Genomic DNA, 18,158 nt, shown 5'->3' on the forward strand with positions numbered 1-18,158 from the left:
GCATCTGCCATTGCGAAACTATTTGGTGACATCTTTAGCATTGGTATGTCATTGTCATAATCTCCAAAAATAAGCATTTCTTCAGCCTTTATTCCGAGTTCATCGTGAAGAATAGGAAAAGCATTGGCCTTAGAAGCACCTTTTTTGATTATATCTAACCACACATCACCACTTATCACAACTACATAGTCATCGCCGAGCTCTTCTTTAAATGATTTAGATAGAGCGTTTATATCTTCTAAAACACAGATAGTTATTTTAGTGATTTCTTCATCGATGGAGAATAAATCATCTACAACTATGAGACGAGCATCGCTTACTTTAAATTCTTTTTCGATATAAGGGTAGTGCTGATCTGCTATAGCTTCATTTGGAGTGCATACAAAGCAACCTGATTTTGTAAGTTTTTTAGAGATGGCGAATATTCTTTTTACTTCATCAATGCTAAATATACTCTTGTGATAAACTTTCGTTCTAGAAGAATTTTCTATCCATGTTCCATTGTTACATGTATATATAATTTCTTCATCAAATTCTTTAAATATGTCGTGTATGCTAGGGAAAAATCGTCCACTGGCAACTGCTAATTTTATTCCGTTATCTAATACTTCTTTCAATACTGATTTTGTATATGGCGACAATTTACCTTCAGAATTCAATATAGTGCCGTCCATATCAGTTAAAATACCTTTTATCAAGCAAACCCAACTCCTTTTTTAATACGATTAACCATTATATTACCTTCTACCACTTTTACTATACCATGTATGTCAAGATTGTGAAAATAAAAAATAGAAGCAGGATAAACGATGAATTTATCAATATTCCATGTAGTATAATGAAGTGAAAGGTTCAGTTTTTGCAAAAACATTATGAAAGAGCTGGAGCTATACGATACAGAAAAAAGAATATAAAATGAAGATGTAATCGATTTCACATCAGAAATTGATTAAAGGAGTGGAGTATATGGATTTGAGTAAAAGACATTTGGAAGAGATTCAATTTTTACTTGGAGAGGATAGTTATGTAGATTATCAGACACTATCAGAGCGATTTAAAGTTAGTGAGAGAACTATTCGATACGATCTTGACAAAATTCAAGACTATCTTGATTATAGCGGGCTTGAAGGGCTCAAAAGAGATAGAGAAAGAGGAGTTTGTCTAGATAAAAATGAAGAACTTGATAAGAATCTAAAAACATTTTACAACACAGGCTATACCCCTCAATATTATTATTCAAGAGAAGAGCGCAGAAACCTAATATTTTTCAAATTACTTGAAAGTGAAGAACCACTCAATATTGGATACTTTCAAGACTATTTTGGACTTTCTAAAAACACTATATTGAAAGAACTGAACTATATAGAAGAAAAAGTTCAATCTTTCAATTTGAAATTGATAAGAAAGCCTAGAATTGGAATTTACATTGAAGGCAGGGAAATGGACAGGAGACGCGCAATATTAGACATAACGTATGGAAATGTCGATCTTGAAGAAATATTTAGCTATATGAATTTTAAAGTTGCAAGGAGTAAAATTAGTAACGTTAAATTCAACACATTGTTCTCAGATTTCGATATTGATTTTTTAAATGGACTTATAAGAATGGCAGAAAATAAATTGAAGCGAAATTTTACAGATGAGGGATATGGAAATCTTATAACACATATAGCCCTTATGATAAAGAGAATACAATTGCAAAAAGAAATTTGCCTTCCAGAGGTATCTCTTGAGGGAATTTGCAGTACTAAGGAATACAAAGTAGCACATGAAATGATATTAAAAATAGAGAGTACATTTCAGATAGAAGTTCCAAAGGATGAAATTTACTATATAGCTATGCATTTGCTTGGGACAAAGGTTACTGATAGCGAAAACGTTGAAGAAGACGAACTAATGGCAATTGCAAAAATTATGTTAGAAGATATAGAGACGCTCTATGGGGTGAGAGTAGAGAAAGATCGAATGGAAATGATTGAAAATCTAATCAGGCACATAAGACCATCACTATATAGAATTCAATATGGATTGAAACTTAAAAATCCAATGTTTGAGAGTATTTACAAGAATTACAAAGAACTATTTCATCACACTAGATGGGTGTGTAGACATCTTGAAGAGTATATAGGAAAAAACATAAATGATCATGAAATAGCTTATTTGACATTACATTTCGGGGCAGCTCTTGAAAGAGCAAAAAAATTACCACAAAAATCAAAGAAAAAAATAGTATTGTTTTGTGCAACAGGTTTAGGTACAGCGCAAATGCTTGCGACTCAAATATCAAACAAATTTGACTGTGAGGTAGTAAAGACATTATCTAGTAGACAAAAATATGAACTCAAAAATCTAGACTACGATGAAATTATATCTACAGTTGAAATTTCAGGTATGGAAAAAAGTGAGTATATCAAAGTTAATGCAATGCTTTTGCAGAAAGACTTGAAATATCTAGAGAAATATTTGAAGCCAAAATACAATCGCAAGGAAAGTGCAGTAGAGAAAAAGGTAAAGAAATTGATAGAGGCGACGCTAAAATATGCTGATATTTCAGATAAAGCTCAATTGGCTTATGATTTTTTGTATATTTTAAAGCAAAGTGATGAAAAACTGAAGATAGAGGAGAAGATTTACATGCTAAAAGACTTATTATGCCGAGAAACGATAAAATTAGGCGTAGCAGTGGCTGATTGGAAAGAGGCTATTAATGAAGGGGCTGATGTATTACTTGAAAAAAACTCGATAGAGAAGACATATGTAGAAGCTATATTTAATAACTTCGAGACGTTAGGTGCGTATATGGTAGTTGCTCCGGGGATAGTACTATCGCACGCAAGACCAGAAGATGGAGTGAATGACTTGTCAATGAGTCTTATAACATTGAAAGAGCCTGTGGAATTTGGAAGTGAGCTAAATGATCCGGTGAAACTTATAGTGACATTAGCAGCTAAAGACAGTACAAGCCATTTAAAGGCGTTGTCACAGCTTATGAACTTATTTATGGAAGGCGAAGATTTAGCTACAATAATGAAATCAAGTGATAAAAATGAAGTCTTAAAAATAATAAAAAAACATTCAAGAGAAGAAATTTAAGGAGGAAATAAAAATGAAAATATTGGTGTGTTGCGGATCAGGGCTTGGAAGTAGTTTTATGATTGAGATGAACATAAAAAACGTGCTAAAAGAACTTGGCGTAGAAGGAGTTAGTGTTGATCACTCAGATTTATCTAGTGCGGGTGGAATCAAAGCGGATTTTTACGTTGGAACTAGAGATATAGCTAGCAATTTAGAAGGGCTAGGAACAACTATTTCATTAAATAGCATGATAGATAAGGCCGAATTGAAGGAAAAGATTGAAAATGCACTTAAAGACAAGGGGATTCTATAGATAATATTATCTAATTTTATAAAGGGTCAAGGCATATTTTAAATTTGCCAAACAAGAGATAAAAAGGGGGAGCAGTAATTATGTTAAAATTGATACTCGATATTTTAAGTGTCCCGGCAATTCTAGTGGGTTTGATTGCATTAGTGGGATTGATTGCTCAAAAGAAACCATCATCAGATATTATTAAAGGAACTATTAAGACGATACTTGGATTTTTGGTACTTGGCGGTGGAGCTGGGATAGTAGTAGGAGCTCTATCTCATTTCGGAGTAATGTTTCAAGAAGGATTTGGCGTTAGTGGAGTTGTACCGAACAATGAAGCTGTAGTTGCAATGGCACTTGGCAAATACGGAACAGCTACTGCACTTATAATGGTATTTGGTATGCTTACAAACATATTGATTGCAAGATTTACAAAACTAAAATATATATTCCTCACAGGACACCATACTCTATACATGTCTTGTATGGTTGCAATCATATTGGTTGTCGGTGGTTTAAATGGAGTAGCACTTATAGCAGTTGGTTCAATAATAATGGGAATAATAATGGCAGTATTCCCAGCACTTGCTCAGCCAACTATGAAAAAAATAACAGGGACAGATGATGTTGCATTTGCGCATTTTGGAACGACAGGATATATACTAGCTGCATTTATAGGGAAGCTAGTTGGTAAAGGTTCCAAATCTACGGAGGAGATGGAGTTTCCAAAGGGTTTATCATTCCTTAGAGATAGCTCAGTAGCAATATCACTTACTATGGCTGTTTGTTACTTTGTAGTTGCAATAGCTAGTGGTTCGAATTATGTAGAGACAAACTTAAGTGGTGGACAAAACTTCTTAGTATTTTCATTAATACAGGCAATTACATTTGCTGGTGGAGTTTATATCATATTACAGGGTGTTAGACTAGTACTAGCTGAAATAGTTCCGGCATTTACAGGAATTTCCATGAAAATAGTACCAAATGCAAAACCAGCACTAGACTGCCCTGTAGTATTCCCATATGCTCCAAATGCAGTATTGATAGGATTCTTGTCAAGTTTCCTCGGTGGTATAGTTGGAATGTTTTTATTAGGTAGCTTGAATGCAGTAATCATACTACCAGGTGTTGTACCTCATTTCTTCTGTGGAGCGACTGCTGGAGTATTTGGAAATGCAACTGGTGGAAAGCGAGGCGCAATAATAGGTGCATTTGCACATGGATTATTGATTACATTCTTGCCAGTATTACTTATGCCAGTACTTGGAGATTTGGGATTCGCAGGAACAACATTCTCAGATGCTGACTTCGGAGTAGTTGGTATATTGCTTGGAAATATAATTAAACTCATAGGAGCATAGTGGTTGTATTAGCGGGGGGATTAAAGTGGAGAAATTTGAGATAGAGAAATTGAAAAAACTAGCGTTAGAGACTAGAAAAACGTGCATAGAAACGCAGTATTTAGTTAAATCAGGTCATTTAGGTGGTTCGTTTTCAGCGATGGAGATTATGATTTATCTTTACTTTAACAAAATGAATGTTTCACCAGAAAGCGTTGAAGATTTGAATAGAGATGTATTTATAATAAGCAAGGGTCATGCATCACTTGGATACTACGCAGTTATGGCGAAAAGAGGATATTTTCCAGAAGAGGAACTCAAAACATACAGACAGATAAATACGAGATTACAGGGGCATACTCACATGGATGCAGCTCCTGGCATTGAGTGCTCTACAGGATCGCTTGGCCAAGGCCTTTCATACGGCCTTGGAATTGCCCTTGCCAAGAAACAGAAAAACTTGGGCGGAAAAGTTTACGTTCTCCTTGGAGATGGAGAGATGCAAGAGGGTCAAATCTGGGAGGCGCTCATGTTACAGAGCAAACTTCAACTAGACAAATTAGTGCCTATAATAGATGATAACAGGCTTCAGCTAGATGATAGTGTAGAAAAAATAGTTGGAAGACCGAATTATGAAGAGAGACTCAGAGCTTTTGGAAATAATGTAATAGAGGTAGATGGTCAAGAGTTTGAATCTATAGATAAGGGATTTAATTCACTTAAACAAAATGCATCGAATATAATAGTTGCGCATACTACAAAAGGTGCGGGGATAAGTTTCATGGAAAACTCTGTACCTTGGCATTCTAAGAAATTAAGTGACGAAGAGTATGAAATAGCAATGAAAGAAATAAAAGATGCGGAGGTGATTTGTCATGCCTAACTTAAAAGCACCGAGAGATCAGTTTGGAGAATCATTAGTTGAAATTGGTAGAAGGAATAGTGAAGTATTTGTACTAAGTGGCGATTTAGGTGGAGCAACTAAAGTAAATCCATTTGGTGAAAAATACCCAGAGAGATTTATAAATGCAGGTATAGCAGAGCAAAATATGATTGGTATGGCAGCTGGACTTGCGCGAATGGGTTATGTACCAGTAGCTAGTACATTTTGCTGCTTTGCTCCTGGAAGAACATACGATCAAATAAGACAGGTAGTAGCTTATTCTGATGAAAATGTAAAAATCATATCTACTCACCCAGGGTTGGCAATAGGTATGGATGGAGCGATTCATCAAAGTTTAGATGATTTAGCTCTTATGAGAGCACTTCCAAATTTCACAGTACTAGCACCTTCAGATGCCATAGAGACGAAAAAAGCTATAGAATGGGCGATAGAACATAGAGGCCCAGTTTATATAAGAGTTGGTAGAAAAGAATGTACTCCATACTTCAAAGAAGAGTGGTCATTTGAAGCTGGAAAGGCATATACGCTTAGAACTGGGGATGATATAACATTAATAGCACATGGAGCATTAGTGCCAATGATGATGGAAGCAGCAGAAGAACTTCAAAAAAAGGGTGTAGAAGCTAGAGTTATAAGCATGCCATCTATAAAACCAGCAGATGAAGAGTGTATTATAAAAGCGGCGAGAGAGACAAAGAAAATAGTAACAGCTGAAGATCACTTCTTAAATGGAGGACTCTATAGTGTAGTTACTGAAATAACATCAGCGAGTGAACCTTGCATTGTTAGAGGCATAGGAGTAGATGATCATTTCGGTGAATCGGGAACTCCAGAAGATTTATACAAAAAATATGGATTGACTGTAGAGGCTATAGTAGAAGCTGCAATCAATTAATGAAAAGTCTGAAGTATAAGAGGTAAAACATCTTGTACTTCAGACTTTTTTTAGCCCTAATGATATTTTTTTCACAAACTTGTAAAACGTGAAACCTTTACAAGTGGTAAGGCAGACGTGGTATAATATTTAAGAGATAAAAAAACACGATGAGGAGCATGAAAATATGAATAGATTTACCAAGGTAAAAATTTTATATTACAGCATTTTGATTTTGATGATTATAATACTACACTACATACCTATATCATGGCCGATAAAGTTATTGATTTTTGTAGTATTGGCGATAGATAGCTACTACATACTATCTTTGCTTATAAAAAGGAGTAGAATGAATTTGTTAAATAAAAAATGCGATCCGGAAGCCTTTGTAAAAAGAACTAGAGAACATAGAGCTATAACTAAACCGGGCAAATTTTTTAATCTTGCATTGAGAACAGAAGAAGCAGATGGACTTCATCTTATGGGAGAATTTGAAAAAGCACTAGAAATATTAGAAGATTTTAATCCAGAGATTTTTGATAAATATCCTCAACTTTATAGAGTCGTGCTGGCGAGCAAGATGTCATGCTTGTATGAACTCAAAAGAGATGAAGAAGCAAGAAATATTTATGATATATTTCATAGTTTGCCAGAGTGTGACGAGTTTTTGGGGTCAGTAAAAGAACAAAAGGCACTCTATAAGATAAGTAATGGTGAATTAAAAGATGGATTAAAACTATTTGAAGAACTATATAGATATCAGAAAAAGGAAAATTTTAAGATTCAATGCGCATATCAACTAGCAAAAACGTATGAAAAACTAGAAGATATAGAAAATAGCAAGAAATACTACGAAATAGCGGCTAGAGGAAATGAGAAAATGTATGCTGCGAGAGAAGCGAGAAATTATTTGCGAGCAAGAGAAGGGAAGTAAAAAAGTAATGCTAAAAAATATTTTTCATGCGAAAGAAAATTGGGGACGAAATACTGGATTTATCACTTTACTTGTGATTATATTTGCAGATAGCATCGGAAACGGAATGTCTCAAGTGATACTACCAGCTATATTAAACAATTTAGGTGGAAAAACTGCGTGGCTGGGAACTATAATTGGTATTCAATCGCTACTAGGAATAGTCATATTTTTACCACAGGCAAGTTTCATAAAAAAGTTTGGAGAAAAGTTTAGCGTGCGATTAGGTATTTTGGTCAATATCATAGTCTACATACTATACTTGTTTAATCAGCAGATATTCATAGCTACTGGAAAATTTGTAGAAGGAATGGCTGATAGATTAATGAATTCAAGCATATCTAAAGTTATTTACGATCAAACTGATGGCAAAAATAATAGAGGACAGATGAGAGCATATATGGATAGCGTCAGATCAATCGGAATAGTTATAAGTCCCGCTATTGCAGCTTGGCTCATGAGATTTTCAATTCAAATACCAATTATTATAGTTATAATTGGGCTCTCTGCGTCATTTGTATTTTCCAAAAAGCTATCTGAAAATGTGAAAATAGATTCAAAAGAAAATATGGAAAAAGAGAATCAGTCAAATCATAAATCGTTATTTCGAAAACATTATTTAGATCATCTAAAACAATATGCTTTGAATAAATATATCGTTGCAATCACCATTCCGAGTATACTATTTGCATGTTTGGATATTTTTTACAGTGTGCTATTAAATCTATACCTTTTGAACTATAAAGGTTTTAGCTATGCTCAAATAGCCGCACTATGGTCTGCAATTTCAGTAATGAATATATTGCTACAAATTCCATCAGGATTTCTTGCTGATAAGAAAAAGCACGTATCGTTTTTACTATGTGTTTTGCTAAATGTAATTGGTTTTGGAATTCTTGTATCAAATGTTAGTTCGATATATTTACTAATAGGTGCTGTTTCGCTAATAAACATAGGCTGCGTCATTTACACAACTGCTATGTCTGCGCTATTTGGAGACTTGACAACTAAGGATCATAGATTGAGTGAATCAGAATCATATAGAATGATAAGAGGCATTGGAGAGGGATTATTGACTATCACTTTGAGCTTTATATTTGACAAATCACCAGTATGTACGCTGAAAATTATAGGCGTGCTCATAGTACTAGGTAGTTTAATAACTTTAATCATAAATGGAAAATACCATAAGTCAATGTCAAAGAGTAAGACTGATTCACCAGTTAAAAGCATAGTATAAGCGGATAGAAAAAATTAAACGAGGGGTGTAAATTTTGGAGAAGAATAGAACAAGGGCAATAATTTTCTTGGTTATAGCGGGAGTACTTTGGAGTACTGGTGGAGTTCTCATCAAGTATATAGATTGGAATCCTTTTGCCATAGCAGGTATGAGAAGTGGAATATCGGCTATAGTGATGATGATGTATTTGAGGCAGAAAATAGTATTTAAACCGTACAAGATTGTTGGAGGATTTTTTTATTGTGCGATGATGGTTTTGTTTGTTGTTGCGACAAAGATGACAACGGCGGCTAATGCCATACTTCTACAATATACTGCACCGATATGGGTTGCAATTTTTGCGGGGTGGATATTGAAAGAGAAGATTTCAAAAATAGATTGGATAGCTATATTTGGAGTTTTTGGAGGAATGGCATTGTTTTTCATGGATAAACTTGGCGCGGGTCAAATGCTAGGAAATACACTTGCTATACTTGCAGGAGTTACACTTGCAGGAGCAACTATAACTCTCAAACTAGCTACAGATGCGCCTGCAGTTGAAGTACCGCTAATAGGCAATGTAATGACATTTTTAGTATGTCTTCCATTTGTATTTTCTGTTACATTTACCACTCAAAATATAATTGCAATATTGGCACTTGGAATATTCCAGCTTGGAATATCTTATATATTATTTACGAGTGGAATAAAGTATTTATCGGCCATAGAAGCTATACTTATTGCAGTCATAGAGCCTCTCTTGAATCCAGTTTGGGTATTTATATTTACGGGCGAAATGCCAGGAGCTATGGCTATTTTAGGGGGAGCAATAGTAGTTGGGGCAGTTACTATGAGGCAGATTAAAACTGCAAAATAAGAATGTAAAGCAAGTCAAAAAAAGAGAACGCGCGGTGAACGAGTTTCTTGTATTTGAATTCTAAAGCAAGAGGTTTATCCCCATGTGTTAAATAAAAAAGTCAAAAGGGAGAAAGTTAAGGCAATACAGCGCTTTTAACTATTCTTCCTTTTTTTCCGGAACTAAAGGGAATAATAAAAGCCTATACGGGTAAAAGCTGTGTAAAGTATAATATAGGAGTAAACGATTTCCTAGTAGACACCCTTAACCAATGAAGAAATAGTCTAAAATTTCCAGTTGTTATACAAACGAATATTCTGCTGGGGAATCGTCCTTGCAAAAGGAGAGACGTCTATGGAACTTAATAAGAGAAATATTGCGATATTGGGAGAACTGTTGAATCAAAATGATTATTTGAAACTTAAAGTGCTTAGCGAGAAGTACAAAGTGACAGATAGAACTATTAGATATGATATACAGAAAATTTCTGATTTTCTTGAGGAAAACGGATTCCAAAGATTGGAAAACAAGCATCAATTTGGAGTTAAGCTTATATTAGATGAAAATTTAAAAGAGTTTCTTCAAAATTATCTCAAAAAACAAGATGCAGAGGCTTATTTTTATTCTCGGGAAGAGAGAAAAAACATAATGGCGCTCATGCTACTTGAAAGCGATGTACCGATGAAGATTAAGGACTTTGAAGAGTATTTTCTGATTTCTAAAAACACGGTATTAAAGGAATTAGATGAACTAGAAGAGTGGTTTTCGTCAGTTGAGATAAAGATGATCAGAAGACCTAAGATAGGTTTGTATGTGGAGGGATCAGAACTCAAGAAAAGATTAGCAATAATAGATGTTATAGATCAAACAATAGGTTCAGAAGAGGTACTCAATTATATAAATGAAAGAACTGCATTTACCAAATTAAATCATTTTAAATTTGAGATACTATTCTCTAAAATAGATTTGGAATTTTTAAACGATTTAATAAAAACAGCAGAGCGAAATCTAGATAGATATTTTACAGATGAAGGTTATAGCAATTTGATGACTCATATAGCACTTATGATTAAGCGAATGCTTTTAGATAAAAATGTGAATTTGCCGAAGATAAAGCCAGAGGGACTTATATACACTAGAGAATATATTCAGGCTAGGCGATTAGTACAAACTATAGAGAAGAGATATGCTATACAAGTACCAGAGGAAGAGACAAGGTTTATAGCTCTTCACTTACTTGGAACTCAGGTTTTGAAAACTACTGTCATAAGCGATGATGGCTTAGGACAGGCAGTAGATGAGATGATAGATGGTTTTGTAGATATTTACAAACTAGATATTGGCGATGAAAGACATGAATTGAAGATGCATCTTATAATGCATTTGAGACCAGCTATTTACAGAATGGCGATTGGTTTAAAAGTAAAAAATCCACTTCACAACCAAGTATTGAGTGAATACGAGGATTTATACTTGAATATAGAAAATTTAATAAAAAATTTGGAGATTTATCTTGGATTTGAAATAGATGAAGAGGAGAAGACAAATATAACACTTCACTTTGGAGCATTCCTAGAGAGAATACACTATACTCCACCAGATAAACCCAGAGTAGTATTAGTCTGTGCTAGTGGAATAGGCACTGCTAGTATGATAGCATCACAGCTCAAAAAACTTTATGATTGTGAAATTGTAAAGAAACTTTCAGCTAGAGATGTGGATAGCTTAAAAAAAGGAGATTATGACTATATAATATCGACTATCAAAATAAGCCACATTGATTCAGAAGGTTATATAAGAATTAATCCCATGATACTTGCAAAAGACAGAGAGCTTTTAAGTAAATATTTGAGACAAAAGCAAGTCAAGCGAGAGGGTGAGGTAGAGCATCTCGTAGACAAATTGTTAGAAATAACGAAAAACTATGCATTTGTACAAGATGAATCACAGCTTGCGTATGAATTTTTGATGGCACTTAAGAAACAAAAGATGCCAGTAAATAAAAATATAGAAGAAAAGAATTTAAGTGATTATTTGTCAAAAGATTTGATAGATACAAATGTGGTAGCTAGTGATTGGAAAGACGCTATATCAAAGGGAACAGCCCTTTTAGAACAAAAAGAGAAGATTACAGATGAGTATAAAGACAGAATACTAGAAACACTTGAAGATTTAGGGCCGTATATGGCCATTGGTCCGGGTATATTTTTAGCCCATGCAAGGCCTGATGAAAGTGTTTTAGAGACGTCTATGAGCCTTATAACACTTGAAAATCCAATAAACTTTGGGCATAGTGAATTTGATCCCATAAAACTTGTCATAACACTTGCCTCAGTAGATCCAAAGAGCCATATAAAGGCGTTATCTGAGTTAACTGATATTTTACTCGATGAAGATAGGTTGCAAATAATATTGCAAGCGAGTCGCACAGAGGAGATATTTAAAGTTATAAAAAATAGAACTAAGAGGTAATTTGGCAGAAAACCTGCCACCACCAATTAGACGGGTGGTACATTGGAAAGGGGAAATTTAAATGGTAAAAAGAGAAGTTACTATCAAAAATGAAACAGGTTTACACGCTAGACCAGCTAGTTTATTTGTACAAACAGCGGTAAAGCATGCATCAACTATCAAAATTGAAAAAGACGGAAAAGAATTTGATGCAAAGAGTATGCTAGGAGTTCTAAGCCTTGGAGCAAACAAAGGTACTGTTATAACAATCAAAGCTGATGGCGATGATGAACAAGCAGCAGTTGACGCATTAGCAAACTTAATAGAAACATTCGAAGACTAGAAAATTTAAGAGAGTTTATCTTTTAATATCATACATTTAAGGGGATAATTAGGCGGTTAGATTAGCCATTTAATCGCCTATAATTCATAAAGCTGAGCTAAGAGCTCTTGTAAAAAGAACTTTTAGCTCAGCTTTAGGGTATAAGGACAGTACAACTTATTTCAAGCGGGTTATTAGGAGGAATTAGGATGATTAAAGGAATCGCAGCATCTTCAGGTATTGCAATAGCAAAAGCAATGAAAAAAGAAGTTGTTAAAATGGAAATTGAAGAGAGAGCAATAGAAAATATAGATGCAGAGAAAGCAAGATTTAGTGCAGCTATAGAGCAATCTAAAATGGAAATTGAAGCTTTAGTTAAGAGTACTAAGGAAAATATAGGTGAGAGTGAAGCTCAGGTATTTGAAGCGCATTTGATGATACTAGAAGACCCAGAGGTTGCATCTAGAGTGGACAGCAAATTAGCTGAAGAAAAACTTTGTGTTGAACATATTTATAAAGTTGTTACAGACGAATTCATCGATATGTTTATGCAAATTCCTGATGAATATTTGAGAGAAAGAGCTCATGATTTACAAGATGTTAGAGATAGAGTTTTGAGAAATCTTTTGGGAATAAAATTAAAGGATTTTTCTAATTTAGGAGAAGAAACTATTATTATTGCTAGAGATTTGACTCCTTCAGATACAGCTAGCTTGGATAAGAAGTACGCTATAGGTTTTGTTACAGAAATTGGCGGTTCTACATCGCACAGTGCAATAATGGCGAGAACACTTGAAATACCAGCTGTCGTTGGAACTATTGATGTTCTAAGTCATGTAAATGATGGAGATATGGTTATAATTGATGGGGATGAAGGAATTGTAATACTGAGCCCATCAGGCGAAGAGGTAGAAAAATATCAAAAACTTAGAGCAGAGAGAAATGAATTCAAAAAAGCACTTGAAAAAATGATCGGAAAATCAAGTGAAACTCTAGATGGACACAGCGTAGAACTTGCAGCAAATATCGGTAGTCCAAACGATTTAGATGGAGTACTTAAGTACGATTCAGAGGGTGTAGGACTTTATAGAACAGAGTTTTTATATATGGATAATACTGCATGGCCAACAGAAGATGAGCAATTTGAAGCTTATAAAAAAGTAGCGCAGGGTCTAGATGGAAAACCAGTAGTTATAAGAACACTTGATATTGGTGGAGACAAAGAACTTAGTTATTATGATTTGCCAGAAGAAATGAACCCATTTTTGGGATACAGAGCTATTCGTCTATGTCTAGATCAAAAGGATATATTCAAGACACAATTAAGAGCTATATTTAGAGCAAGTGCATTTGGAAATATCAGAATCATGTTTCCAATGATATCTTCTGTAGAGGAACTAAGAGCCGCGAAAGCTGTTGTAAATGAGGTAAAAGCAGAATTAAAAGCAGAGAGTATAGAATATGATGATTCAACACAAATTGGTATGATGATAGAGATACCGGCAGCGGCAGTTATTTCAGATCTATTAGCTAAGGAAGTTGATTTCTTCAGTTTAGGAACAAATGATTTAATTCAATATACAGCAGCAGTAGATAGAATGAATAGCAAGATAGCACATCTTTATAATCCATTCCACCCAGCTATAATCCGTCTAATAAATACTGTAATTCAAAATGGACATAAAGAAGGAATCTGGGTAGGTATGTGCGGAGAAACAGCTGGAAATCCACTTTTAGTACCATTATTTTTGGCAATGGGATTGGATGAATTCAGCATGAGCCCAAGTTCAATACTGAGAGCTAGACACATAATTAGAAATAGCTCTAAACAAGAATTAGAGAAACACTTAGATGAAATATTAAGCTTAAGCACTGCAGAAGAAATAAAAAAAGCGGTCGAGGAAAAATTCGTATTGTAAGATATTAAAGGAAACTATTAGTGTTATCTTTTCTATATTTTTAGAGTCGAATGATTAATTTAAAAGCACCTTGTGAGCAAAATGATGTGACCCCCCTAATGTCTAAATTTATAGGGTTACATCAGAATGCACAAGGTGTTTTTTTGGTTCTTAGTACAAATATCGTATAGAGCAGTTGTAAGACAAAAACAGGGATGGAATAATACCAGCCCTGCCAAATTGCTTATTGATTTTTAATTGTCATTTGTATTGATCGCTCTTTGTTTTTTTCGTTCTTCTTTTTGTGCGTACATTTTTGAATCTGCGAGCTTTATAAGAGCATCATAACTCTTAGCTTCACATGGAAACGTAGCTACACCATAGCTAAAACTACACTTGAATTCAAAGTGATTTACAGAAATGGTTGTTGAAGAAAGATCAGATTGTATTTTAGACAATTTATTCTCCATGCACTCTGCACTTGTATTGAAGAATACAGTTGCAAATTCATCTCCACCAAGTCTTGCAAATAAATCTGAATCGCGTATTTTCTTCTGGATAGAATCTGAAAAAGTCCTAATTAATACATCACCAGCTAAATGACCGTATTTATCGTTTATACTTTTTAGACCATCTATATCAAAAACTGCAACTATAAAAGTTTCTTCATATCTAATAGCTTTTTTCATTTCAGCATCAAGTAAATCTTCAAAATATCTTCTATTGTAAGCTCCGGTCATAGCATCGTACCTAGACAAATAAAGAACTTCATCGTAAAGCGATTGCTTTGATAATGATAATTCAATTTGATTTCTCAGATATTCTAGTACACTCAAATCGCGCTCGGAAAAAGAATTTTTACTATTGCTATCAACACTCACCATGCCGTGAAGTTTTCCGTTCAAGTAAAGTGGTGAAATTATTACAGAATTTATCTTAAAATGATCAGATGCAATCTTAGTTTCAGCATCTGGTATTTCAGGGATAGCATCTAGGTCGTTTAGTATGAGAGTTTTGTCAAAAATTTTTGAATCATTTCCTCTGAAAGCAAAAGTATCTTTTAAAGGCATACGAAAGTCAGACATTTTGTCGTCATCATAGCCTTTATATGATATTGGATATACAAATTGTCGCTCATCTATTAGCAATATAGACCCGTACTTAGCTCCTTCAATCATGTCAAGGGCACTTGTCAAAACTTCATTGTAAAAGAGTGATGGGTCTTTGTTGCTTAGAATCATTTCATTTAATTTTATTACCTTCTTTTGCATAAGCACAAGATGTTCTAAAGAAGATTGTATCTCTAAATTTTTTTTATCTTTATAAAATAGCCATATGGTTAGAAAAACGAGTAGAAATAAACTCAAAACTAACGTAGCAGTATACAAATTCATAATAACGCCCCCAAAATTGCTAAACTTAATACATATCAATAAATACCCCTAAACTTTCGCGAAGATTCTGTGAAAAGAAACCGAATAAATAATATATATTATTTTATCAGCTTTTAGTATTAAATTGCAAAAAAAAGAAATAAAAACTTGAAAAAATCTTTTATATGGATTATAATAAAGAAAACAACCGCATACCCCTATGGGGTAGAAAGGAGAATAGAATATGATAAATATTAGCGATAAAGCAAAAATAGAACTTGAAAAAACGTTGAAAGATAAAGCGGCAGAAAATCACAGTATTAGAGTATATGTAACAGGCTTTGGTTGAGGTGGTCCAAGATTTGGTCTAGCTTTAGACGAAAAACAAGAAGATGATAATGCATACAATGTAGATGAATTCGAATTTATAATTTCAGATGACATAAAAGATCAATTTGCTCCATTTGTAATAGATTTTGCCGGAGGATGGATAGGTAAAGGTTTTGTTATAAGATCGGAAAAAGGAGCACAATCTAGTTGTTAAGTCATGATTAGCTAAAAATAAAATAAAAGGAAATCTCAAATAACGAGTTATGAAATTATATAACTCGTTATTTTTTGTTTTTTAGCAAATAGTATCCATAACAGAGTACTTAATATGTACTAATTGCCGCAAAATATTTAGAGATTTCATTTTCGCATTATTATTTTGTATTTCTTGATATGCCACTTTCTTCACGGCTTCTCTCTTGTATTTTTTTGTGATATAACATAAAATAGTAAGGTAGGAGTAATATAAATTAAAAAATTATAAAGGAGTGAGAAGTAATATGGACGATGGGCCTGTGTCGGTTCCTAAGGGGGAAGTAAAAACCGTTGAGAGATCATATAGTCTTTTGTTTTAAGTTCATTGGTGATGAAATACGCGAATGCATTTAAAACAGGAGATTATGTGATCTCATCCGAGAGGAAGAGGTGACGTAACAATGATGAAAATATATAAGACAGTAGAAAGTGATTTGATTAAATTAGACCATATTGAAGAAAAATCATGGATTAGTTTGATAAATCCAACATTAGAAGAACTAAAAAACATTGAAGAAACACTTGAAGTTGAGATGGACTTTTTGAAAGCTCCGCTAGATGATGAAGAAACATCTCGTATAGAGATTGAAGATGAACAAATTTTCATATTGGTAGATATACCAGTTATTGAAGAAGAGGATGGTTCTATAGAATACGGAACATTGCCGTTTGGAATAATACTTAAAGACAAATATATTATAACTATATGTCTTAAAGACAATATAGTACTAAATGATTTCAGAAATCAAAAAATAAAGAACTTCTTTACATTTAAAAGAAATAGATTCGTACTTCAAATGCTTTACCGAATAGATACAAAATATCTGATATATCTAAAGCAAATAGATAGAATGAGCAATCAAATAGAGAGACAATTGCACCAATCAATGAAAAATAAAGAATTAATCCAGCTTTTAGATTTGGAAAAAAGTTTGGTATACTTCACGACATCTCTTAGAGGCAACCAGCTCGTTCTTGAAAAACTAGGAAAGCTAAAGGCAATGAAGCTATATCCTGAGGATGAAGACTTATTAGAAGACGTTATTATAGAAAATAAACAGGCCATTGAGATGGCAAATATATATTCGAGTATACTTAGTGGTATGATGGATGCTTTTGCATCAGTTATATCGAATAACTTAAATATAGTAATGAAATATTTGACTACAATTACTATAGTAATGTCGATACCAACTATATTTGCAAGTTTTTACGGAATGAACGTTCCACTTCCACTACAAAATTCACCGTACATGTTTTGGGGAATATTTACAATGGCTTTAGCAGTAGCGCTAATTGCAGGGAAATTCTTAAATAGTAAAAAAATGTTTTAAGAAGTAGAAATGTTTTAAGAAGCAGAAATATTTTAAGAAGTGAAAATGTTTTAATAAGTAAAAAATACTCTAATTAAAGAATTAAAGAAAAAAATGTCTTAAACAAATAGAAAGCGACTGTCTGATTAAATCGGCAGTCGTTTTTTCTATCAAAAATTGTGATTTTGATTTATTATGTATTTTTACCAAGAAGATTTATTAGTTTTTCATACTTTTTGACCGAGCATAGAATTTGTGACCTAGGTCACAAATGCATGAATATCAACATTCATAGCAACAATATCCTCAATATGCACAAAAAATTAATAATTAAAAATAAACATTGGTACTCAAACAAGTTAGTAACTCAAACCGACAAAAGTTTACACCGATAACTAATTGCGATTACAAGGTGTCTGTAGCTGATTTTATCAATATTCGGAGTGATTGAGTTTGACAAATAAACCCACGCTTATTATAATCTAGTGAATGTTAATGAAGAGATTGTATAAATATTCTCAAAGGAGTAGTTTGCTAGGGAGGTAATAAATGAGAAAGTTAGGGAAGTTTTGGGCATGTTTGATAGTAGTGGTTATGATGATTAATATTATCAGTCCAGTATTAGCGACAAGTGATTTAGTGGTATCGGAAGAGCCAGTGGCAGCAGAAGAGCCAGC

Annotated in this window: 14 protein-coding genes; 12 read left to right on the plus strand and 2 right to left on the minus strand. The window is 33.7% G+C overall.

Annotated features, from left to right (window positions below):
- Window positions 1-698, minus strand: a 698-nt coding sequence (locus N4A40_03620; GenBank protein ID MCT4660926.1) for a Cof-type HAD-IIB family hydrolase, incomplete at its 3' end; no start/stop codon positions are given.
- 268 nt (window positions 699-966) lie between these two features.
- Here N4A40_03620 and N4A40_03625 point away from each other — a divergent pair.
- From N4A40_03625 to ptsP, 11 genes are all read left to right on the plus strand, one after another.
- A complete protein-coding gene (locus N4A40_03625) occupies window positions 967-3,093 on the plus strand; it encodes a BglG family transcription antiterminator (GenBank protein MCT4660927.1) in 2,127 nt (708 codons plus the stop codon).
- A gap of 13 nt (window positions 3,094-3,106) precedes the next feature.
- Entirely contained in the window at window positions 3,107-3,388 is a 282-nt protein-coding gene (locus N4A40_03630; GenBank protein MCT4660928.1) for a PTS sugar transporter subunit IIB, read from the plus strand.
- 80 nt (window positions 3,389-3,468) lie between these two features.
- Window positions 3,469-4,731 carry a PTS ascorbate transporter subunit IIC gene (locus N4A40_03635; GenBank protein MCT4660929.1) on the plus strand — a complete coding sequence of 421 codons (1,263 nt, stop codon included), beginning with the start codon at window positions 3,469-3,471 and terminating at the stop codon, window positions 4,729-4,731.
- Window positions 4,732-4,756: 25 nt separating this feature from the next.
- On the plus strand, window positions 4,757-5,593 hold the full coding sequence (locus tag N4A40_03640; protein MCT4660930.1) for a transketolase: 837 nt from the start codon (window positions 4,757-4,759) through the stop codon (window positions 5,591-5,593).
- Window positions 5,586-6,509: a transketolase family protein gene (locus N4A40_03645; GenBank protein ID MCT4660931.1), complete on the plus strand. Its 924-nt coding sequence runs from the start codon at window positions 5,586-5,588 to the stop codon at window positions 6,507-6,509. The genes N4A40_03640 and N4A40_03645 overlap by 8 nt, the downstream gene beginning before the upstream one ends.
- Before the next feature lie 166 nt (window positions 6,510-6,675).
- The gene (locus N4A40_03650; GenBank protein MCT4660932.1) at window positions 6,676-7,425 is read left to right on the plus strand and encodes a hypothetical protein; all 750 of its coding nucleotides are present in this window, start codon (window positions 6,676-6,678) and stop codon (window positions 7,423-7,425) included.
- Entirely contained in the window at window positions 7,376-8,704 is a 1,329-nt protein-coding gene (locus N4A40_03655; GenBank protein MCT4660933.1) for an MFS transporter, read from the plus strand. The genes N4A40_03650 and N4A40_03655 overlap by 50 nt, the downstream gene beginning before the upstream one ends.
- Before the next feature lie 34 nt (window positions 8,705-8,738).
- On the plus strand, window positions 8,739-9,560 hold the full coding sequence (locus N4A40_03660) for a DMT family transporter (GenBank protein MCT4660934.1): 822 nt from the start codon (window positions 8,739-8,741) through the stop codon (window positions 9,558-9,560).
- A gap of 333 nt (window positions 9,561-9,893) precedes the next feature.
- Complete coding sequence (locus tag N4A40_03665) at window positions 9,894-12,011, plus strand: BglG family transcription antiterminator (protein ID MCT4660935.1); 2,118 nt, start codon at window positions 9,894-9,896, stop codon at window positions 12,009-12,011.
- Window positions 12,012-12,072: 61 nt separating this feature from the next.
- Window positions 12,073-12,333, plus strand: a complete 261-nt coding sequence (locus tag N4A40_03670; protein MCT4660936.1) for an HPr family phosphocarrier protein — start codon at window positions 12,073-12,075, stop codon at window positions 12,331-12,333.
- Between the two features lie 188 nt (window positions 12,334-12,521).
- Window positions 12,522-14,231, plus strand: coding sequence for a phosphoenolpyruvate--protein phosphotransferase (ptsP, locus tag N4A40_03675; protein ID MCT4660937.1), 1,710 nt, complete (start codon window positions 12,522-12,524; stop codon window positions 14,229-14,231).
- 233 nt (window positions 14,232-14,464) lie between these two features.
- Here ptsP and N4A40_03680 read toward each other — a convergent pair whose 3' ends face one another.
- Complete coding sequence (locus N4A40_03680) at window positions 14,465-15,604, minus strand: sensor domain-containing diguanylate cyclase (GenBank protein ID MCT4660938.1); 1,140 nt, start codon at window positions 15,602-15,604, stop codon at window positions 14,465-14,467.
- Between the two features lie 965 nt (window positions 15,605-16,569).
- Here N4A40_03680 and N4A40_03685 point away from each other — a divergent pair.
- Window positions 16,570-17,502 (plus strand): magnesium transporter CorA family protein, encoded by a 933-nt coding sequence (locus N4A40_03685; protein ID MCT4660939.1) that lies wholly within the window; start codon window positions 16,570-16,572, stop codon window positions 17,500-17,502.
- Window positions 17,503-18,158 lie beyond the last annotated feature (656 nt).

The sequence above is a fragment of the Tissierellales bacterium genome, from assembly GCA_025210965.1.
In the GTDB taxonomy this organism is placed as follows: domain Bacteria; phylum Bacillota; class Clostridia; order Tissierellales; family JAOAQY01; genus JAOAQY01.